Source organism: Pseudoduganella sp. R-34, from assembly GCF_049904655.1.
Classification (GTDB): domain Bacteria; phylum Pseudomonadota; class Gammaproteobacteria; order Burkholderiales; family Burkholderiaceae_D; genus Rugamonas.
The window spans coordinates 6,272,086-6,292,112 of the sequence record NZ_CP184572.1; the positions used below are offsets into that span (position 1 = coordinate 6,272,086).

Here is a 20,027-nt window from a genome sequence, read left to right on the forward strand (position 1 = left end):
GGCAGCGCGATGTCGTCTGGCAAAATCCTGGTCGCACAAGGGGGCGGTCCGACCGCCGTGATCAACCAGTCGCTGGTCGGCGTCGTGCTCGAAGCGCGCCGCTTCCGCAACGTGACGCGCATCTACGGTGCGCTGCACGGCGTGCGCGGCATCGTCAACGAGGACTTCGTCGACCTGACGCAGGAGACCAGCCATAACCTGGAACTGGTCGCCGCCACCCCTTCCTCCGCCCTCGGTTCCACACGCGACAAGCCGGACCTGAAGTACTGCGAAGAGATCTTCAAGGTGCTGAAGGCGCACGAGATCGAACACTTCTTCTACATCGGCGGCAACGATTCCTCGGATACCGTGCGCATCGTGGCCGAGCAGGCGCAGGCTGCCGGCTATCCGCTGCGCGCCATCCACATCCCCAAGACCATCGACAACGACCTGGTGGGCAATGACCACACGCCGGGTTTCCCCTCCGCTGCGCGCTTTGTGGCACAGGCCTTTGCCGGCGCCAACCTGGATAACGCTTCGCTGCCGGGCGTGTACGTGGGCGTGGTCATGGGCCGCCATGCCGGCTTCCTGACGGCAGCTTCCGCACTGGGCAAGAAATTCCCGGACGATGGGCCGCACCTGATCTACCTGCCGGAGCGCGTATTCTCGATCGAGCAGTTCCTGGCCGACGTCAAGGACACTTACGCGCGCTACGGGCGCTGCGTGGTGGCGGTGTCGGAGGGCATCCACGATGCATCCGGCGCGCCGATCGCCACCTTGCTGGCGAAGGAAGTGGAGCGCGATGCGCATGGCAACGTGCAGCTGTCCGGCACCGGCGCGCTGGCCGACCTGCTGTGCGACGAGATCAAGGACAAGCTGGGCATCAAGCGCGTGCGCGGCGACACTTTCGGCTACCTGCAGCGCTCCTTCATCGGTTGCGTGTCCGACGTGGACCAGCGCGAGGCGCGCGAAGTGGGCGAGAAGGCCGTGCAGTTCGCCATGTGGGGCGACCGCAACGGCTCGGTGGCGATCAAGCGCACCGGCTTTTATTCGGTCGACTATGAGCTGATGCCGCTGGAAGCGGTGGCAGGCAAGACGCGCACCATGGAAGATGAATTCATTGACGAGAAAGGCACCGGCGTGACCGATGCCTTCCGCATGTACCTGCGCCCCCTGCTCGGATCCGGCATGCCGGACGCCTATCGCCTGCGCCCGGCGCCGGTGCCGAAGATCCTCAAGCGTTAGAACATCGCCGGCAATTCCGCCGCCAGAAAGTCGGACAGGGCACGTACTTTGGTCTGCAGGTGGCGGTTGCCCGGATAAACGATGTAGGCCACGCGCGGTTGCAGATGCCAGTCCGGCAGGACGCGTTCCAGCGCGCCGTGGGCCAGCATCGGCCGGGCAATGAAGGATGGCAGCGAACCGATGCCCTGCCCGGCCGCCAGCATCTGTCCCAGCATCAGGCTGTTGTCCAGCCACATGCGCACCGGCGGCTCGATTTCGACCGTCCCTCCCTCGCCATCCAGCCGCCACAGGCCGGGCGCTTCCGCCAGGCGGAAGGCCAGGGCGCGGTGGGCAAGCAGGTCGTGCGGCTCCTGCGGCGCGCCGTGTTCTCGCAGGTAGCTGGGGGAGGCGCATAGCCATTGCTCCACCTTGCCGGCCGAACGTACCACCAGCGAGGAATCGGGCAGCGTGGTGCGCACGCGCAGCGACAGGTCGAAGCCTTCCGCCACTACGTCGAGCAAGCGGTCCGCCATGGTCAGCTCGACGTCGATCTCGGGATACTGGTCCATGAAACGCGCCAGCAGCGGCGGCAGCACCACCAGGCTGAGCGACATCGGTGCGTTGATACGCACGCGCCCTTTCATGGCGGCCTGCTCGCCGCTGGTGCTGCGTTCAAGCTCCTCCAGTTCGTCGAGCAGGCGGCAGCATTCCTGGAAATAGGCGCGGCCGGTGTCGGTCAGGCTCATGGTGCGCGTGGTGCGCAATAGCAGTGCTGCGTGCAGGCCCTGCTCCAGCCAGCGCACCTGCTTGCCGATGCCGGCCGGCGACAGCCCCAGTTCCTCGGCCGCCTTGCTGAAGCTGCCGCGCTCGACCACGCGGCGAAAGGCGTGCATGGCCGCCAGCTTGTCCATTCGATCCTCCTGGTAAAAAGTCTTTATCAAAAACGCCTGATTATCTTAGCAGCAGAATCAAATATGCTGGCCTCACTGAACTTTCTTTCAAGGGAACCAAGATGAGACTCGCAACTACCCTCGCCGCCTTGCTGCTGTCCGCCAATGCCCTGGCCGCCGAACCAGGCACCAGCCCGTGGGGGCCGCAAGATGAGATCGGGCGCCTGAACCTGGTCACGCAAGCCTCCCGCGCGGCCATCCTGGCCCGCATCAGCGGAGGCCGCGCATACGACCTGTCGGTGGACTATTTCGTCGGCATGCCGAGCTGGCAGGCTGCCGGCGACCCGCCTTACCTGATGTGGATGACGCATACGCCGCACGGCAATGTGCTGTCGGACCCGATGGAGACCGGCAAAGCCATGAACCAGCACGTCAGCTACACGGGCAGCGCCATCTCGATGTATGCGCACATGGGCACCCATATCGATGCGCTCAACCACTTCGGCCTGAATGGCAAGATCTGGAATGGCTTCAAGGCTTCCGAACACCTGGGAGACCGGGGCTGGAAAGTGGCCGGTGCGGAGAAGCTGCCGCCCATCGTGGCGCGCGGCGTGCTGATCGACGTGGCGGCGGCCAAGGGCGTCTTCATGCTGCCGGATAACTACCGCGTCACTGGCAAGGACCTGGCCGAAGCGCTGGCGCGACAGAAGGTGGCGCTGCAGAAAGGCGATGTGGTGCTGATCCGCACCGGGCGCATGCAGCAGTTCGAGAAGGCCCAGGCCTTCATGCAGAACCCGCCCGGCATGGGCCTGGATGCGGCGCGCTTCCTGGTGGAGCAGAACGGCGCGATGGTGGTGGGGGCGGACAACCTGAGCTTCGAGGCCTTTCCTTCCGAGGCCAAGGACAACTACATCCCGGTCCACACCTACCTGCTGGCCGAGCATGGGGTGCCCATCATGGAGCTGGTCAACCTGGAAGAACTGGCGCGCGACAAGGTCTATGAGTTTGCCTTTATCGGCGCCTCGCTCAAGCTGCGCGGTGCGGATGCGGCGCCAATGCGGCCGATCGCGCTGCCGCTGCGCTGATCACTCCTGGTGGACGTCGCGGTAGGCCAGCATGTCCACCAGGCGTTCTTCCTTGTCGGGATCGAAGCCGCAGGTGGCTTCGAACTTCTCCGGGTTCTCGTAGGTTCCGAACAGCATGTCCCACCACACGATGTCTCCGTAGTTGTTCTTGTGGCGGCCGTACTGGTGGTGGATGCGGTGCATCTCGGGGCGCTGGAAGAACCAGCCGACCCAGCGCGGCGTGGCGACGCTGGTGTGGTAGAAGAATTCGCCGAGCGCCGTGCACAGCGTATAGACCGCGCCGGCTTCCGGCGACAGGCCAAGGAAGGCATAGACCAGCAGGCTGCCGATGATCGAGTTCACGATCATTTCGCCGGGGTGCTTGTAGAAGGAGGTAATGACTTCGATGCGCCGCGGGCTGTGGTGGATCTGGTGGAATAGACGCCACAAGAGGTCCGATTCATGGCGCACACGGTGCCACCAATAGAACACAAAGGTGGCGATGAAGTAGGCCAGCAGGCCGCCGGCAACCGGGCCGACATGGTCCGACAAGTGCAGCAGCGAGGCTTGCGAAGTCCAGCGTTCCCAGCTCACGCCGGCCAGCAGCACGACGCCAAGCTGCACGGCATTGATGGCAAGAACGCGCACGGGCCAGGTGCGGATACGGGGAAGTTTCCAGCCGGGGCGCAGGCGCTCCAGTACAAAGCAGGCGGCGAAAACAATGAAGATTGTGGTGAGCATGGCGTGTCCTTTCGTTTGGCAAGGACGAAATGATCGCGCCAGCGCTTTGCACAAGCCCCGAAATTCCGCCGAGGTATCGGATTCAGATACTGCCGGCATATAGGGCAAGTTCTCGCCTGTTGGCGGCCTAGCATGGTGGCTCTTTCAAACAGGAGACAACCATGAAAAAACTGATTGGGGCACTGGCGCTGGCGGCAAGCGGCGCGGCTGGCGCGGTCGGCGGCACGGCGACGGCAAGTGCACCTGCTGCCGCCGAAATCGAACGGGCGCGGCATGCTTTCGACTTCCTGCACGGCGACTGGACGGTGCAGAACCGGCGCCAGTCCGATTACGCCAATCCGGACAGCCCGTGGGAAACCTTCAGCGCCAGCAACCTGGTGCACGCGCTGCCGGCCGGCATCGGCAACTACGACGAGTACCGGCCGCTGGGCGACTGGCGGCCCGGCTTCGTGGCGATGACCTTGCGCGTATTCGATCCAACGACCGGGCGCTGGAGCATCTACTGGCTGACCAACCGCGACGGCGGGCTCGATCCCGCCACCGGCACCTTGCTGCCGCCGGCGGTGGGCCGTTTCGATGCCGATGGCGTGGGACGCTTCGAAGGCGAAGAAGTCTACAAAGGCCGCACGGCCCGCGTGCGCTTCACCTGGACCCGCAGCAGCGAGCGCCAGGCGCGCTGGGAGCAAGCCTACTCCTGGGATGATGGCACCAGCTGGCAGACCAACTGGGTCATGGAGTTCACCCGTCGATAGCTCAGATCTTCACGCGCACGTAAGCCATGACGCTACGCGGCGCACCTGGCTGGATCTGGAAGTTGTTGTTGGCCGATTCGTAATACACCTTGTCGGCAAGGTTGTTCAGGTTCAGCCCGGCTTCCCAGTTCTTGCCTTTGTAGCCAAGCATCGCATCGAAGCGCACATAGGATGGCAAGCGCACCGCATTGTCCTCAACGGCGAAACGGTCTCCCACGTAGAAGGCGCCGGCGCCGATGGTAAAGCCGTGGCCCAGCTCATAGTTGGACCACAAGCCCGCCGCATGCTTGGGAATGTTGGCGGGGCGATTGCCCACCCTGTAGTTGTTGGACTGGGTAATGCGGGCGTGGTTGACGGTGGCATTGGCAAACACTTTCCAGCCCTGCGCCAGGCTGCCCGTCAAGTCGACTTCGAGCCCGCGGCTTTGCTGTTCGCCGGTCTGCACCTGGCGCACGCCTGCCGGATCTGAAGGGTCTTTGGTCGCCACATTGCGTTGCGTGATCTCGTACAGGGCGACGGTCGACTGCAGGCGTCCATCGAACCATTCGCTCTTGTCGCCAATCTCCTTCTGCAAGGATTCAACTGGCTTGATCTGTGCAAAATCCTTGCCGCCGTAGAAGAAGTCATTCCCTACCGGGAGGAAGGAGCGGCTCAGGTTTGCGTACAGCGCGTGCGCCTGGCCCGGCTGGTAAACCACGCCGATGCGCGGGCTCCACACCGAGTCGGTGCGGCTCTGGACCAAGCCGGTGCGCCGGTCCTCCTGTTCCTGCTTGAAGCGGTCGAAGCGCACGCCGGCAAGCATCTTCCACTGCTCGTTAAACGAGACCTGGTCCTGTGCATACCATGCGGCCGTATCGGCCTTGAAGTCGTTGTCGATCGTGACCGGCAACGCGGCCAGGTCCGGCATGGCCATGAGCTGCTGTGGCGCCTGCAAGCTGACCGGCGTGGTCGCGGCAGCACGCACCAGGCGGCCGGACTTCTGGTGTCCCAGCTCAACGCCGGTCATCAGCGAATGACGAACGCCGCCGGCATCGAGCTGATACGCCGCTTCGGTCTGGTTCAGGAAATTGCTCTGGTCCTGAGGGAAGTAGGTGATCTGGCGACGCACTTGCGTGTTGGCTGCAGCCAGGCCCAGGGTGCGGGTATTGATCGCATCCAGCTTCAGCTTCGAATACTGGAAGCTATTGCGCAGAACCAGCTTGTCGTTGACCGCATGTTCGACATTGAAGCGGGCATTTTGCGCATCCGTCCTGGCGTAGTCATAGCGCTCGCCGTAGAAGTTGCCGACCGGGACATCGGCCGGCACGCCGTTCAGCGAAGGGATGCCACGATCGGGGGTACGGTTTTGGTGAAGGAATTCGGTTTGCAGCAGGAAGCTGGTGTCGCGCCCCGCCGTCCAGGCGATGGATGGCGCCAGCACTGCACGCTCGGAATGGACCACGTCGCGGTAGTTGTCGCCCGCTTCGTAGGCGCTGGTCAGGCGGAACGCTGCCTGTTCGCCAGCAGCACCGCCCAGGTCCAGGTCGATGCGGCGGAAGTTCTCCGAGCCGCCGCTCAACGTCACTTCGCGCACCGGCGTTTTCACCGGCTTCTTGGTGACGCGGTTGATCACGCCGCCCGCCGAGCCACGGCCGTACAGCACCGCGGCCGGGCCCTTCAGCACCTCGATCCGTTCCACATTGCCCAGGTCGCGGAAATACAGGCTGTCGTCGCGCATGCCGTCAAGCAGGGTGTCGCGGGTGGCGTCGAAGCCCCGGATGTAGAACTGGTCGCGCCGCCCTTCCCCCTGGGACGGGGCAACACCGCTGACGTTGCGCAGCACATCTTTCATATCCACCGCCCCTTGCGCCCGGATCAGCTCTTTGTCGACGAACTGCACCGACTGCGGCACGTCACGCAGCGGCACATCGAGCTTGGTGGCGCTGCTGGTGCCGTGCAGCGGATCGGACGCCGCTGCCGTCTGCACGGTGACCATCGGCAGTTCGGTGTCCGCCGCATAGGCAAATTGCGAGCACAGTGCGGCGGCGGCCAGCGCCAGGACATGGGGTTGAATACGACGATGTTGCATGACTTTCCTTCGGATGTGACGTTAAAAAAATCGTTAAGGCCTACGCATCTTCCTGCAGGTAGATATGCTGTGGATGCGGATGGCGCAGGAAATCGTGGTGCGAGATGTGCCAGGCGTAAGCGCCCGCATACTGGAACAGCAGCAGGTCGCCGACCCGCAGGCGATCGAGCATGGCGTCGCTGGCCAGCACGTCTTTCGGCGTGCATAACTGGCCGGCGACCGTCACCGACCGCTGCACGGATTCGGGACGCGAATAGGGATGGTTCCAATCCTCCACCGGCACTACCCGGAACGGATGGCTGTGGCCCTGTGCATAAGGGGTACGGAAGTGATGCGTGCCGCCGCGCACGATGGCGAATACGCGCTCTCCCGCCTCCTTGATGTCCAGCACCTCGGTGGCGTAGTAGCCGCAAAACGCGCTGACGAAACGCCCGAGTTCAAAGCGCAGGCGCGGCACGTCATCGCCATGCTGGCGTGCTTCTTCGGCCAGCAAGCTTGCCAGGCCGGCGCTGAAGCGCGGCCAGTCGAACTGGCGCTGCGGTTCGCGGTAATTGACCCCGATACCGCCACCGACGTTGATATGCTCGATGCGCAAGCCGTATTGTTCGCACCATTCGCGCGCCTGGCGCAGGTAGGCTGACAGCAATTGCAGGTGTTTGTCCGCATCGAGCTGGTGCGACAGCAGGTGGAAGTGGAAGCCGCGCAACTCCAGGAGTAGCTCTTGCCGCAGCCGTTCCAGGCAAGCCGGCAAGTGCTCGATGGCGATGCCGAACTGGGTCGGCTTGCCGCCCATTACCAGCGTGGTGGTCGCCAGCTCGGCCAGCGGCGGATTGACGCGCAGCAGGATCGAGGCCGGCTTGCCGCCGGCGTGGGCCAGCACCGCCAGGCGTTCCAGTTCATGCAGGCTTTCCACGTGCACCGTGGCGCCATGCTGCAAGGCCAGCGCCAGCTCGCTATCCAATTTTCCCGGTCCGCTGAAGATCACCGGCACCTGCGGAAAATGCTGGCGCAGCCAGGCGATTTCACCGCCGGACGAGGCTTCAAAACCATCGACGGTTGGCGCCAGCGTTTGCAGCAGGGGAACGTCCGAATTGGCTTTGATCGCGTAGAAGAAGTCGCATTGGCCGGGCAATCCTTCGCGCAAATGCACCGCGTGGCGCTTCAGCGCCGGCAAGTCGTAGATGAAGGCGCACAGCGGTTCATCCAAGGCGGCGTGCGCCTGCTTCGCCGCCGCGATCGCGCGGTCCCAGTCGAGCCTCATGCGAGTTGCTCCTTGATGGCGGCCAGCGGATTGACAAAGGGCGCGTAGTCGGCCGCGCGGTCGGCCTGCTTGAGGAAGCGGTTGCACAGGTTGCCCTTGGCCGGCAACGGTTCGCCATCGAGTACCGAAGCGATGCGCGCGGCGGATTCCGTCGTGCCGTGCAGGTGCTGGTATTGCTGCAGGTGATGGCGTACCTGCGTCCACAGCCTTTGCTGCAGGGCCGGATTGCCGGCTGCCAGCTGGTGGATCGCTTCGCAAAAATTGTTGACGAACAGGCAGTAGGCGATGCGCTTCCAGCCGCGCTCGCGGTCGTACTGCAGCGCTGCCTGCGCACGCTGGCTGACGCCGGACAGGCGGCTGGCGCCCCACTCTTCCTGCACCAGCTTGACGCCTTCGAAATCGCGCAGGAAGGCTTGCGCCGGCCAATCCCCGACCAAGCCGATCACCACGTTCTGCAGGTGCGGCTCGAACACGACGCCGTGCGCGAAGTAGCAATGCAGCACCGGATACATCATCTGTTGCACATAGCGCGAGAACCACTCGACAGCCACCGCCTCGGGCGCCATGCGCTCACGCTCGGCGATCTGGCGCAGCAGTGCCGACAGGCGCGCCTCGCCCAGTACGTGGTTGCCGAACAAGGCACCGGCCAGCAGGGGCACGGCGCCCGGCAGCAGGTTGTGCTGGTCGAAATTGCCGCGCAAGATCAGGCCGAAGCCTTCCGTGATTTCGCGCTTGGCATCGGCGTCGCCGTCGCGCAGGTTGACCGAGAGGAAGGCCGGTTCCGGCATGATGGCGGCGCCGGGGAAGCGCTCCCTCAGTTCCGGAATCAGGCCGCTCATGATGCGGTTCACTTGCAACGCGCCTTCCAGCTCGTACACCGCGTTCTTGCGCACGCAATTGGTCAGGCGCACATGCAGCGAGAATTTGTAGAAATATGGGTTGCCGGGCTGGTACAGGGTGCGTACCGAGGAGGTCGGGTAATACAGCTCGCCTTGCGCTCCCAGGTGGCGGATACGGCCGTCGCGCATGGCGGCGGCGATCAGCGGCTTTTCCAGCAGCCAGCGCGCCTGCCAAGGGTGGGCGGGAACCAGCAGGTAGTCGTCGCCGGCCACCACCCCTTGCGGCGCCTGGGCGGCCAGGATGTCACCGCAGGATTGCGCCAGGGTCGACTGCTGCAGCACGGCGTCGCGCTGCACGGCAAAATAGTGCAGAGGGAAGCCGCCGCGCAGTTCCGGCGAATAGCGGCGCAGGTCTTCTGCGCTGAAGCCTTGCCTGCTCTTGGGCGCGGGATGGAAGGGATGGCCGTAGGTCAGCGACTGTTCGGAATCCAGGTAGGCCGCCAGCGGATCGGACGGCATCGCGTTTGGCCATGGTGCTTCCAGGATGGCCGTGGTGACCTGCACGCTGTCTTCGATCTGCGCCAGCAATTCGTGGTTGTAGGGCTGGCCGGTCTTTGCCGCGAGGTCGCGGATGATCAGGTCGGCCAGCATGCGCCAATCCAGCAAGGCCCATGGCTGGCCGGCGCTCTTGCAATACAGCGCGGACAGGTAGCGATAGTTGGCGGTTGGCGAGTCATCCTGCACGGCGACCACGACGCGGCTATCGAGACGCGGCAGCACGATGTGCAGGGCCTGGCCGGTGGCCAGTGCGCAACGCAGGGCGAGCGGCCAGTCGTTCTGGCCGAACAGCGGGCCGACGCTGGCGTGTCCTTCCGGGATGGCCACTTCGCGGCAATAGCAGTTCAACAGGGTTTCCAGGCTGCGCTGGCTGGCGGCGCAGTACGCCGCCGACATATTCGGACTACGGTGCAAAGCTGATGTCGACATGAAATTTCTCCAAGCATGTGATGGCTGGCTACACGATCAGTCGGTGCTGTGCGCTGGCTGTTTGAAATCGCCCCGGTATAGGCGGAACATGAGTACAACGAGATAGATGCAACTGGCCGCGAGCGCCGCCGCGCCAAGCAGGAAATGGGATTGCAATCCCCAGCGCTCGGCGGCGATGCCGGCAGCCAGGCCGGCTGCCACCGCGCCCCATTTGGTGCTGCCCTCAAGGGAGCCGAAACGGCGGCCGGCGTTGCCGGCGTCGGTGATCGCGGCCACCATCCCGTGCAAGGCGATATAGCTGGCCGTCATCGCCACGCCCATCACGAGGCGCCATGCGGCCAGCGCTGCCAGAGAATGGCTGCCCGCCTGTCCCAGCAAGGCCGCGATGAGCACTGCCTGGGCGGCAGCCAGCGTCGCAAGCAGGCGCCGGCGGCCGCAAAAGCGCGACAACGGCAGCGCGCACAGCAAGTACACCAGGTGCGGCAGTCCGAACAGCAGCCCCGGCGCCGCCCCAGGCAAGTTCGCCAGCGTTTGCTCGGCATACGGCACGAAGTAGGGAAAGGTGATCACCGTCGCGAAAATGAAAGCGAATTGCAGGCCATACAGTTGGCCGGGCGGGATCGCTTCGCCGGCGAGTGCCTTGCCATCGCCGTCCGTGGCCAGCGCCTCGCTCGCAGCCGGCGGGGCCGCGACGGCCGGCAGGCGCCAGACCAGCAGGGCAGACAGGAGCGGCAGCAGCGCCAGGTAGCGATACATCAGCAAAGGTTCGGCCCCATGGGAGAGCATTCCCATCAAGGCAGGCCCGGCAAACAAGGCGGCGCGGGCCGAGCCTTGCATCAGTGTCAGCAAGCGGGTCAGGCGATGGCCGCTCACCACCGTGGCCAGGTAGGCGTTCGATGCGGCGAAGGTGCCGCCCAACAGGCCTTGCAGGATCAGCGCCGCGGCAAACTGCCAGACATTGCCGGCCAGGCTGGTCAGCCAGAAGCTCACCGCCAGCCCGAGATGGGCGCGCAACAGCAAGCGCTTCTTGCCATAGCGGTCGGCCAGGCGCCCCCACCATGGATTGGACAGCGCCGCCACCAGCGTCGGAATGACGAACAGCCAGCCGGCCAGCCATGCGGCATTGCTGCCCAAGGCCTCGTGCAGGATGCGGTCATAGAACGGCGGCATGCCCAGCGCGGCAAAGGCGGCGGCGAAATGGCCCGCCAGCGTGGCGGCGACAATCCGGCGCGTGCTCATGCGCTCGCCTTCGGTCGCCATCGATGCAATGGATTGGGCACGGTTTGCAGGCGCGCTTCGGTTTCCGCGAACAGGCGGCGCTTGGCCAGTTGCTCGATGCGGATGGCGGGAGCAAACAGGTCGAATGCCGCAAAGCGTTCGACAAGTTCCGGATGGCGCGCCTGGTAGCGGCCGATGCAGGCCGCGATGCGGCGCCAGAAATCGGCTTCCGCCAGGCCGTAGTGCTGCTGCAGGAACATCGCCAGTTCGCCGAAGTTGATGAAGAATACGGCGTCGTGGAAGTAGTCGTGCACCTCCTCCGGCGACATGCTTTCCATTCCCGCGGTGGCGTTGACCTGCTTGCGGAACGATGGCGTCGGCAGCAACTGCGGGCAGATGCCGGGATCGGCCAGGTATTGGCGCACGAAGCGCAAGCCGCCCGGCAAATCCTTGAGCGCAATGCGGTTGGGCAGGCCGGCGCGATGGATCAGCACGATGTTCTGCGCATGGGCCTCCATGCCGATGCCTTGCGCATAGAGCAGGTGGATCAGCGGCGGCAGCGAGGCTTCCATCAGCGCATCCAGCCACGGCAGCAGGCCATGCTGCTCGACCCACGGAGCGATGAAGGGGCGGCCATCCGCTTCACACTGCGAGAGGCCGGAAAACGGTGCGGCGGCTTCGCCAGCCTGCAAGGCACGGTCGGCACTTTCGCGCCAGACTGCGCCCAGCATGCCGTATTGCGCTGCCTGCAGCGCCAGCGGCAGCCCGGCATCGCGATAAGTGATGCCGGCCACTTCGCGCAGGAACACCAGTCCGGTGGCGCGCAGCGCTGCGTCGCGCTGCAGGATGTCGTTCAGCCAGTCCGATACCGGCGGCGCATTTTCCACGTTATGACAGGACAGGATGCGGTCAGCCGAGGTGTTGACGATACCGATCGGCAGTTTGACATGGGCGGCCAGCGGACGCGTGGCATTGGCCAGCGAACGGATCGATTGCAACGGCCGGTACACGTCGCTGCCTTCGCCAAGCCAGACCAGGTCGCGGCTGTGCAGCAAGGGGAACAATTGGCTGGCGATCTTCTCGCGCCAATGCCACGGGTGCGCCGGCAACAGCCAATAATCATCCGGCTCCAGTCCCATGGCGGCCAGCCTGGCGCTGAAACGCGCGTACTGCTCCTCGCCAGCTTCGCTGCGCAGGAAAGATGGCAAGTCGATGTCGCGGCAGGCGGCGACGTTGGCCTTGGCGCGCCGCAGCGCCAGCCAGGACAAGCGTACCGCCGGGGCAAACTCCGGCCCGTAGGCGGCATTGTCGAGCGGATCGAAGCCGACGCGCGACTTGTAGCAGGGGTGGTAGGGGTGCGCGTCCTGCAACTGGCCTTCCAAAGCGGTCAGGTCGCGCCCTTCGCCATCTTGCCGGCGCGTGTAGCGTGCCAGCGTGTCTTTTTGCAGCGTCTGTTGCAGCTCATGCAGGAAGCGGTGCAGCAGGTTCTCGTCGGTATCGATCAAGGCGCCTGCTTCGAGCACGAATTCCTGGAGCGATGCGACGGGCCGCGCGCCATCGGGCGCGCTGCGCATGAGCGAGGCGCCATCCACCCGGATGCGGCCGAAGCTCTCGCTGACGCGGCCCTTGCAGCGATAGGCTACCGGCTGGCCGGCCGCCGTCCGGCCGGGAATGTGGAAGCACACGCCGTCATCCTCTTGCGTGATTTCCGCAGCCAGCACCTGCTCGAACAGCAGTGCCTCGATCAGTTGGCGCAGCACACGCTGTTGCGCGGCCAGATAGTGTTGCGAAGCCAGGGCGTCCGCAAACAAGTCCCAGGTGATGGGCGAAGTCATACCGCCGCTCCAGCGGCAGCGAAGTTGGTCCACATAGGGGATTCCTTGGAAAGCGTGCCATGCCAAGGGAATGCCGGATCGCGCTCCCTGGCAAAACCTCAATGACTGGCAGCTCTCCGCAACTTAAGGAAGCCCGCTGGCTGTGTGGTGTGCAGTGAATAAAAATGCAATTCGCCGATCATAATACAAATGAGAATCATTTTCAATAAGATGGCTGAATCGGAACGGCGGGGGCAAAAAAAACGGAGCCGCGAAGGGCTCCGTTCTTGGGGCGGCAGGCGCTTAGACGACGATGGTCTGGTGTTCGCCTTCCGCGCGGGCGCGGATCTTGCCGATGCGGGATACAGTCTCGCCGGCTGCGGTCAGCTGGGCGACGGCTGCGTCGGCGTTTTCAGCGGACACGATGACGGTCATGCCGATGCCGCAGTTGAACACGCGGTGCATTTCGGCGTCGGCCACGCCGCCGTGCTGCTGCAACCACTTGAACAGTGGTGGCATGGTCCACGAAGAACCATCCAGTTCGGCAGTCAGGTTGTCGGCCAGCACGCGCGGGATGTTTTCCACCAGGCCGCCGCCGGTAATGTGCACCAGGCCTTTGACTTCCATCGATTCCATCAGCGCCAGCAGCGGCTTGACGTAGATGCGGGTCGGCTCCATCAGCACGTCGGCCAGCTTGCGGCCGTGGAAGTCGGCTTCCAGGTCCGGCTTGGCCACTTCGATGATCTTGCGCACCAGGGAGTAACCGTTGGAGTGGGCGCCCGAGGAGGCCAGGCCCAGCACCACGTCGCCCGGCTGAATCTTGCTGCCGTCGATCAGTTTGGATTTTTCCACCGCGCCGACGGCGAAGCCGGCCAGGTCGTATTCGCCGTCCGGGTACATGGACGGCATTTCAGCGGTTTCGCCGCCGATCAGGGCACAGCCGGAGATCTCGCAGCCCTTGGCAATGCCCTTGATCACGTCGGTGGCGGTGGCCACGTTCAGCTTGCCGCAGGCGAAGTAGTCGAGGAAGAACAGCGGCTCGGCGCCCTGCACCAGGATGTCGTTCACGCTCATGGCCACCAGGTCGATGCCCACGGTGTCGTGGCGGTTCAGCTCGAACGCCAGTTTCAGCTTGGTGCCGACGCCGTCGGTGCCGGAAACCAGCACCGGCTCCTTGTATTTCTTGCTGATCTCGAACAGCGCGCCGAAGCCGCCGATGCCGCCCATCACGCCTTCGCGCATGGTGCGCTTGGCGAATGGCTTGATCGCTTCAACTAGGGCGTCGCCGGCGTCGATATCGACACCTGCGTCACGGTAGGACAGGGAAACATTCGAAGGTTGGCTCATGGTGTTGTCGCAACTGAGGCGGAAGAATGGAAAAGCGGTGGCCGAATACGGCAAGTCCGCTATTTTAGCATTTTTGCCCCCGCATTTTCTCTTGTTATCGGCCGTTTTCAGCCACCGGACCGGCAAACTTCCCCAAATCCAGGGCGCGCACCCAGCTTCAGCAGGCGTGCAGCCAATTCCTCGTTCTGCTTTTCCAGGGCGACGTCGTAGGGCGTCAGGCATTCGTTGTCCGGGCTGGCCTTGCCATTCGGGTCGGCGCCTTGTTCGATGGCGAAGCTGACGCGGGCGGTTACCGCCGCCACGCATTTCTGCCACTCCGCTTCGAAGCGCTCGGGAGCAACCAGCTTGCGCGTCATGTCCTTGTCGCATTCGCTGACCAGGCGCACCAGCATGCTGCGCTTGCCCCAGGTGCTGCCGTTGGGATCGGCGCCCAGGGCGACCAAGCGCTTGGCGGCGTCAAACTGGTCCTTGCGGATGAAGCGGTTGAGCAGGGCCGAATAAGTCGTGGACTGGACGTTCGGGTTGGCGCCGGCCTGGATCAGCAGCGCCAGGAATTCATTATCAGTCTCGCAATGGTCGCAGGTGGACAGGTTGATGCCCTTGGCGCTGGCGCCGTGCTCGATCAGCAGTTGGGCCAGCGCCAGGCGGCGCGGCCAGCTTTCCTGCGGGGCATTGCGGGCGAAATAGGCCTGGCTCACGGTCTCCTGCAGCAGCACGGTACCCAGTTCGCCGGAGATGTCGGCCTTCCCGGCCAGGTATTCGAGGACGGCGAAGCGCTTGGCGTCCCTGGCCGGGTCGGGCTTGGTCAGGTAGGTATTGACGGCCACGCCCAGCATGTTTTCCGGCGCAAAGCTGGGGTCTTTCCTGGGGTCGAAGCGCTTGATGCGGTCCAGGTCACCCTCGTCCGTTGCGTCGATGACCTTGGTGGACGGCTTCTTGAAGTTCACCGCCTCGGCGACGTTGGCAGCGGCGTTGGCGGCGGCGTTTGCCACGCTGGCTGCAGCGGCCATGGGCAGGCACAGCAGGCGGTTGAAGCCTTCGCATTTTTCGCCATCATCCGCTGCCATGGCAGGGGAATGCGCGGCGAACGCCAGGGACAGGGCCGCTATGGCGGCTTGGGTACGAACAGACAGCATGACTTCCACTTCAAAGTTTATTTATGGAAATATTAAACTACTGGTAGGCCCCGCGCATGGTGTTTTTAACAGCAGAGGCGTTAGAATAGCCCTTCCTTCGTCCCGACCACGCCCCAGCAGATGCCTCTTCCCCTCTCGGCAGAACAAAAACAAACGCTATTCTGGGTATCGGTCTGGGCCGCCTTCTTTTTCCTGCTCTGGGTCCTGGGGCCGGTACTGACGCCCTTCCTGGCCGCCGCCATTTTCGCCTATGCGCTGAATCCCGCAGTCGACAAACTGTGCCGCCTGCGCCTGTTCAAGCGCTGGAAGATGCCGCGCGCACTGGCAGTATCCATCGTTATCACGCTGTTTGGCGCCGCCGTGCTGGCGCTGCTGCTAATCGTGGTGCCGGTGCTGCAAAAGGAAATCCCGCTGCTGCAGGCGGCCATTCCCGCTTCGCTGGCAAAACTGAATGACACGCTGGGGCCGCGCCTGCAGCAACTGGGCGTGGAATTCACGCTCGATGGCGCCAGCATCAAGGCCCTGGTGGCCGAAAAGATGGCGGAAAGCGGCAACCAGATCTGGACCGCCGTGCTGAATTCCGTGCGCACCGGCGGCAGCGCCGTGCTGGGCTGGCTGGCGACGCTGGTGCTGATCCCGGTCGTGCTGTTCTACCTGCTGCTGGACTGGCACCAGCTGCTGGCGCGCATTGCCGCTGCCGTGCCGCGCCGCTACATCGGCGCCACCATGGAAATGGCGCGCGGGTCGGATGCCTTGCTGGCGCAATACCTGCGCGGCCAGTTGCTGGTGATGCTGGTGTTGTCGGTTTATTACTCTACTGCGCTGGCGGTGGCGGGTTTCGACGTTGCGCTGCCGGTCGGCATCCTGTCCGGCGTGCTGGTCTTTATCCCCTATCTCGGCTTCGGCCTGGGCCTGCTGCTGGCGCTGATGGCGGCGGTGCTGCAATTTACCGACTGGAGCGGGCTGGTGGCCGTGGCCATCATCTACGGCCTGGGCCAGGTCATCGAAGGTTTTTTCCTGACGCCGCGGCTGGTGGGCGAACGCATCGGCCTCGATCCGCTGGCCGTGATCTTCGCTTTGTTGGCCTTCGGCCAGCTGTTCGGCTTCGTCGGCGTACTGCTCGCTTTGCCTGCTTCCGCCCTCTTGATGGTGGGTTTCAGGCACTTGCGCCGCCACTACCTGCGCAGCAGCTTTTATAATGCGTAGTGTGAAGATCGATTACGTTAGCAAAAAATCCACAAAGCCGGGACAAGTCCAATGAAACAGCTGGTGCTTGACCTGGGTGCGGAGCCGGTGTGCACCCTCGAATCCTTCGAGGTGGGCCGCAATGCGGAGGTGGCGGCGCTGATGCGCCAGTTCGCCGACCGCAGCTCCCGCGAGCATTTCGCCTACCTGTGGGGGGAAATTGGCGCAGGCAAGTCGCACCTGCTGAAGGCGCTCGCCTCGAGCGACCGTGCGCGCTATATTTCGCCGTTTTCGATTGAAACCGAGTTCCTGTATTCGCCGGACGTGGACCTGTACCTGCTGGACGACTGCGAAAAGCTGTCGCCGGTGGCCCAGATCGATGCCTTTGCCCTGTTCAACGAGATCCGCGCCAACAACGCCTTCATGGTGAGCGCGGGCTCGGTCGCCCCGGCCGTGCTGCCGGTGCGCGAGGACCTGCGCACACGCATGGGCTGGGGCCTGGTGTACCAGATCCATGGCCTGACCGACGAGGAAAAACTGGCAACGCTGACGCAGATGGCGGAAGCGCGCGGTTTGACCCTGTCGCCCGGTGTGCTACCTTACCTGCTGTCGCACTTCCAGCGCGACATGGTATCGCTGTCCTCGATGCTCGACTCGCTCGACCAGTATTCCCTGGAAACCAAACGCCCGATCACCCTGCCCCTGCTGCGCGAATGGCTGCAGGAGGAAGCGAACGAATGATGAAACTCGCCCTGTTCGACCTTGACCATACCCTGCTGCCGATCGATTCCGATTTCGAGTGGGGCCAATTCCTGTGCCGCGTAGGCGCCGTCGACGCCGTAGAATTCAAGCGCCGCAACGAAGAGTTCTTCGCACAGTACCAAGCGGGCACCCTGGACCCGGTGGAATACCTGGAATTTTCGCTCGGAACCCTGGCTTCCTTCGAGCCTGAGCAACTGGCCGAACTGCAGCAGCAGTACATGACCGAAGTGGTGATGCCGAACATCCTGCCTGCCGCCCGCGCGCTGCTGCAAAAGCACCTCGACGCCGGCGACCTGGTGGCGATCGTGACGGCGACCAACCACTTCGTGGTGGCGCCGATCGCCAAGGCCTTCGGCGTGGAGCACCTGATTGCCGCGATGCCGGAGCGCGATGCCGCCGGCCGCATCACCGGCAAGCTGCTCGGCACGCCAACCCAGGGCGAAGGCAAGATCGTGCACACCAAGGCATGGCTGGAGAAATTGGGACACTCGCTGGACAGCTTCGACAGCGTCCACTTCTACAGCGATTCCCATAACGACCTGCCGCTGCTGTCGATCGTCAGCCATCCGATTGCGACCAACCCGAACGCCAAGCTGTCCGAACACGCGACCGCGCAAGGCTGGCCACTAATTCACCTGTTCAATGATTAAGAAATTCATCCGCAAGATCCTGGGCGTCAAGAACGCGAGACCCCGCAACGAACCGCTCGTGCTGGGCCCGAAGGACCATGGCATCGACCCGCGCATGGTGTCGAACAACGCGATCCGCGTCACCAGCACGCTGCAGGAAGCCGGCTTTGAAGCCTTCGTGGTCGGCGGCGCAGTGCGCGACCTGCTGCTGGGCGTCAAGCCGAAAGACTTCGACGTTGCGACCAATGCCACCCCCGAACAGGTGAAGCGCCTGTTCCGCCGCGCCTTCATCATCGGCCGCCGCTTCCAGATCGTGCACGTGATGTTCGGCCAGGACCTGCTGGAAGTGACCACCTTCCGCGGCACCACCACCGACAATGCGCCGAAGGACGAACATGGCCGCGTGCTGCGCGACAACACCTTCGGCTCGCAGGCGGAGGACGCGGAGCGCCGCGACTTCACCATCAACGCCATGTACTACAATCCTGCCACGCAGGAAGTGCTGGACTACCACGGCGGCATCGAGGATATCCGCAGCAAGACGCTGCGCATCATCGGCCAGCCGGAAGCGCGCTACCGCGAAGACCCGGTGCGCATGCTGCGCGTGGTGCGCTTTGCGGCCAAGCTGAAATTCTCCATCGAGCGTTCGACCGCCGAGCCGATCGGGGTGATGGCGCCGCTGATCGACAATGTGCCTGCGGCACGCGTGTTCGACGAGATGCTCAAGCTGCTCACGTCCGGCCAGGCCCTGGCCTGCCTGCAGCAGCTGCGCAAGGAAGGCCTGCATCACGGCCTGCTGCCGATGCTGGATGTGGTGCTGGAACAGCCGATGGGCACCAAGTTCGTGACGCTGGCGCTGGACTCCACCGACAAGCGCGTCATGGCCGGCAAGACCGTGTCGCCGGGCTTCCTGTTTGCTTCGCTGCTGTGGCACCAGGTGCTGGAGAAATGGGAGGCCTACCAGGCGGCGGGCGAATTCCCGATTCCTGCGCTGCACCTGGCGGCCGACGAAGTGCTGGAGTCGCAGACCGAGAAGCTGGCGATCCAGCGCAAGATCGGTTCCGACATGCGCGACATCTGGGCCATGCAGCCGCGCTTCGAGCGCCGCAATGGCAAGAATCCTTACAAGCTGCTGGAACACCTGCGCTTCCGCGCCGGCTACGACTTCCTGCTGCTGCGTTGCGCTTCGGGCGAGATTGACCGCGAACTGGGCGACTGGTGGACGGCTTTCTATGAAGGCGACGAAACCATGCGCGCCGAACTGGTGTCGACCGCATCGTCCGGCGGTGGCAAGAAGAAGAAACCCGCGGCACGCCGCAGTCGCGCCGCAGCGCTTGACGACGCGCCGGTGGATGCCAATCCGGATGGCGAAGAAGGCGACGAGTCGGATGACGATGACTTCCTGAATCCGCGCCCTGAGGGCGAAGCGCCGACACGCAAGCGCCGCCGTCGTCCGCGCCGCGGCCGCCGCAGCGGCGGTGGCGGCAACGCCCCGGCCGGCGAAGCTTGATGCCTGTTACCGCGTATATCGGCATTGGCGCCAATCTCGGCGATGCGCGCGCGAATGTGCTGGATGCTTTCGAACGCCTGCGCAAAGTGCCGGGTTCCACGCTGGAGGCGGTGTCCTCGCTGTACCGTACGGCGCCCATCGATTCTTCGGGCGACGACTATATCAACGCGGTCGCCCGCCTGAAGACCTCCCTGCCTGCGCAGGCGCTGCTGGAAGCCCTGTTCGACATCGAGCAGGCCCACGGCCGCGAGCGGCCTTACTTCAATGCCCCGCGCACGCTGGACCTGGACCTGCTGCTGTACGGGGATGAACAGATTGCGACGCCGACGCTTACCGTGCCCCATCCGCGCGTGCACCAGCGGGCGTTTGTGCTGATGCCGCTGCTGGAGCTGGCGCCCGAGGTGGTGCTGCCGGGACTGGGGCGCGCGGGCGACTTCGCGCCTTCGGTTTCCGACCAAGGTATTATCCGGCTTTAAACCGGTAAACCTGGGTCCGACCCGCAGGGTCAGACCCAGTCTGCTCGACTGCCGCGGGTTTCGGTTGTGCGCCGGAACCAAACCCGTGGCTTCAAGACCGTCGAGGGTCAGACCCTTCGGGTCTGACCCTGGTTTACCGGTTTTG

The 20,027-nt window shown here is 64.2% G+C and carries 17 protein-coding genes; 8 read left to right on the forward strand and 9 right to left on the reverse strand.

Annotated features, from left to right (window positions below; translation table 11 throughout):
* Window positions 1-9 precede the first annotated feature (9 nt).
* Window positions 10-1,224 carry a 6-phosphofructokinase gene (locus ACN9MW_RS28920; protein WP_426165413.1) on the forward strand — a complete coding sequence of 405 codons (1,215 nt, stop codon included), beginning with the start codon at window positions 10-12 and terminating at the stop codon, window positions 1,222-1,224.
* On the opposite strand, the gene ACN9MW_RS28925 is transcribed toward ACN9MW_RS28920, so the two are convergent.
* Complete coding sequence (locus tag ACN9MW_RS28925) at window positions 1,221-2,114, reverse strand: LysR family transcriptional regulator (RefSeq protein WP_426165415.1); 894 nt, start codon at window positions 2,112-2,114, stop codon at window positions 1,221-1,223. The two genes, ACN9MW_RS28920 and ACN9MW_RS28925, sit on opposite strands and share 4 nt — an antisense overlap.
* Before the next feature lie 101 nt (window positions 2,115-2,215).
* On the opposite strand from ACN9MW_RS28925, the gene ACN9MW_RS28930 reads away from it, so the two are divergent.
* Entirely contained in the window at window positions 2,216-3,178 is a 963-nt protein-coding gene (locus tag ACN9MW_RS28930) for a cyclase family protein (protein ID WP_426165417.1), read from the forward strand.
* On the opposite strand, the gene ACN9MW_RS28935 is transcribed toward ACN9MW_RS28930, so the two are convergent.
* Complete coding sequence (locus tag ACN9MW_RS28935) at window positions 3,179-3,898, reverse strand: sterol desaturase family protein (RefSeq protein WP_426165419.1); 720 nt, start codon at window positions 3,896-3,898, stop codon at window positions 3,179-3,181. It abuts the gene before it with no gap.
* Between the two features lie 161 nt (window positions 3,899-4,059).
* On the opposite strand from ACN9MW_RS28935, the gene ACN9MW_RS28940 reads away from it, so the two are divergent.
* Window positions 4,060-4,650, forward strand: coding sequence for a hypothetical protein (locus ACN9MW_RS28940; RefSeq protein ID WP_426165421.1), 591 nt, complete (start codon window positions 4,060-4,062; stop codon window positions 4,648-4,650).
* A gap of 1 nt (window position 4,651) precedes the next feature.
* Here ACN9MW_RS28940 and ACN9MW_RS28945 read toward each other — a convergent pair whose 3' ends face one another.
* The 7 genes from ACN9MW_RS28945 to ACN9MW_RS28975 all read right to left on the reverse strand — a co-directional run bounded on the left by ACN9MW_RS28945 (window position 4,652) and on the right by ACN9MW_RS28975 (window position 15,320).
* Complete coding sequence (locus tag ACN9MW_RS28945) at window positions 4,652-6,718, reverse strand: TonB-dependent receptor (RefSeq protein ID WP_426165423.1); 2,067 nt, start codon at window positions 6,716-6,718, stop codon at window positions 4,652-4,654.
* A gap of 40 nt (window positions 6,719-6,758) precedes the next feature.
* Window positions 6,759-7,979 carry a type III PLP-dependent enzyme gene (locus ACN9MW_RS28950; protein WP_426165425.1) on the reverse strand — a complete coding sequence of 407 codons (1,221 nt, stop codon included), beginning with the start codon at window positions 7,977-7,979 and terminating at the stop codon, window positions 6,759-6,761.
* Window positions 7,976-9,805, reverse strand: coding sequence for an IucA/IucC family protein (locus tag ACN9MW_RS28955; protein ID WP_426165427.1), 1,830 nt, complete (start codon window positions 9,803-9,805; stop codon window positions 7,976-7,978). The genes ACN9MW_RS28950 and ACN9MW_RS28955 overlap by 4 nt, the downstream gene beginning before the upstream one ends.
* Before the next feature lie 36 nt (window positions 9,806-9,841).
* Window positions 9,842-11,044 (reverse strand): MFS transporter, encoded by a 1,203-nt coding sequence (locus ACN9MW_RS28960; protein WP_426165429.1) that lies wholly within the window; start codon window positions 11,042-11,044, stop codon window positions 9,842-9,844.
* Complete coding sequence (locus ACN9MW_RS28965; RefSeq protein WP_426165431.1) at window positions 11,041-12,858, reverse strand: IucA/IucC family protein; 1,818 nt, start codon at window positions 12,856-12,858, stop codon at window positions 11,041-11,043. Before ACN9MW_RS28965 ends, ACN9MW_RS28960 begins: the two co-directional genes overlap by 4 nt.
* A gap of 282 nt (window positions 12,859-13,140) precedes the next feature.
* Complete coding sequence (gene purM / locus ACN9MW_RS28970; RefSeq protein ID WP_426165433.1) at window positions 13,141-14,184, reverse strand: phosphoribosylformylglycinamidine cyclo-ligase; 1,044 nt, start codon at window positions 14,182-14,184, stop codon at window positions 13,141-13,143.
* A gap of 107 nt (window positions 14,185-14,291) precedes the next feature.
* Window positions 14,292-15,320 carry an ankyrin repeat domain-containing protein gene (locus ACN9MW_RS28975; RefSeq protein WP_426165435.1) on the reverse strand — a complete coding sequence of 343 codons (1,029 nt, stop codon included), beginning with the start codon at window positions 15,318-15,320 and terminating at the stop codon, window positions 14,292-14,294.
* A gap of 120 nt (window positions 15,321-15,440) precedes the next feature.
* Here ACN9MW_RS28975 and ACN9MW_RS28980 point away from each other — a divergent pair, with 120 nt between their 5' ends.
* The 5 genes from ACN9MW_RS28980 to folK are packed head-to-tail and all read left to right on the forward strand — an operon-like array spanning window position 15,441 to window position 19,882.
* Window positions 15,441-16,526, forward strand: coding sequence for an AI-2E family transporter (locus tag ACN9MW_RS28980; protein ID WP_426165437.1), 1,086 nt, complete (start codon window positions 15,441-15,443; stop codon window positions 16,524-16,526).
* Window positions 16,527-16,577: 51 nt separating this feature from the next.
* Window positions 16,578-17,246, forward strand: a complete 669-nt coding sequence (hda, locus tag ACN9MW_RS28985) for a DnaA regulatory inactivator Hda (protein ID WP_426165439.1) — start codon at window positions 16,578-16,580, stop codon at window positions 17,244-17,246.
* Window positions 17,246-17,917 carry an HAD family hydrolase gene (locus ACN9MW_RS28990; RefSeq protein ID WP_426172328.1) on the forward strand — a complete coding sequence of 224 codons (672 nt, stop codon included), beginning with the start codon at window positions 17,246-17,248 and terminating at the stop codon, window positions 17,915-17,917. The genes hda and ACN9MW_RS28990 overlap by 1 nt, the downstream gene beginning before the upstream one ends.
* Window positions 17,910-19,406: a polynucleotide adenylyltransferase PcnB gene (pcnB, locus tag ACN9MW_RS28995; RefSeq protein WP_426165441.1), complete on the forward strand. Its 1,497-nt coding sequence runs from the start codon at window positions 17,910-17,912 to the stop codon at window positions 19,404-19,406. Before ACN9MW_RS28990 ends, pcnB begins: the two co-directional genes overlap by 8 nt.
* Window positions 19,406-19,882, forward strand: coding sequence for a 2-amino-4-hydroxy-6-hydroxymethyldihydropteridine diphosphokinase (folK, locus tag ACN9MW_RS29000; RefSeq protein ID WP_426165443.1), 477 nt, complete (start codon window positions 19,406-19,408; stop codon window positions 19,880-19,882). Before pcnB ends, folK begins: the two co-directional genes overlap by 1 nt.
* Window positions 19,883-20,027: the final 145 nt, after the last annotated feature.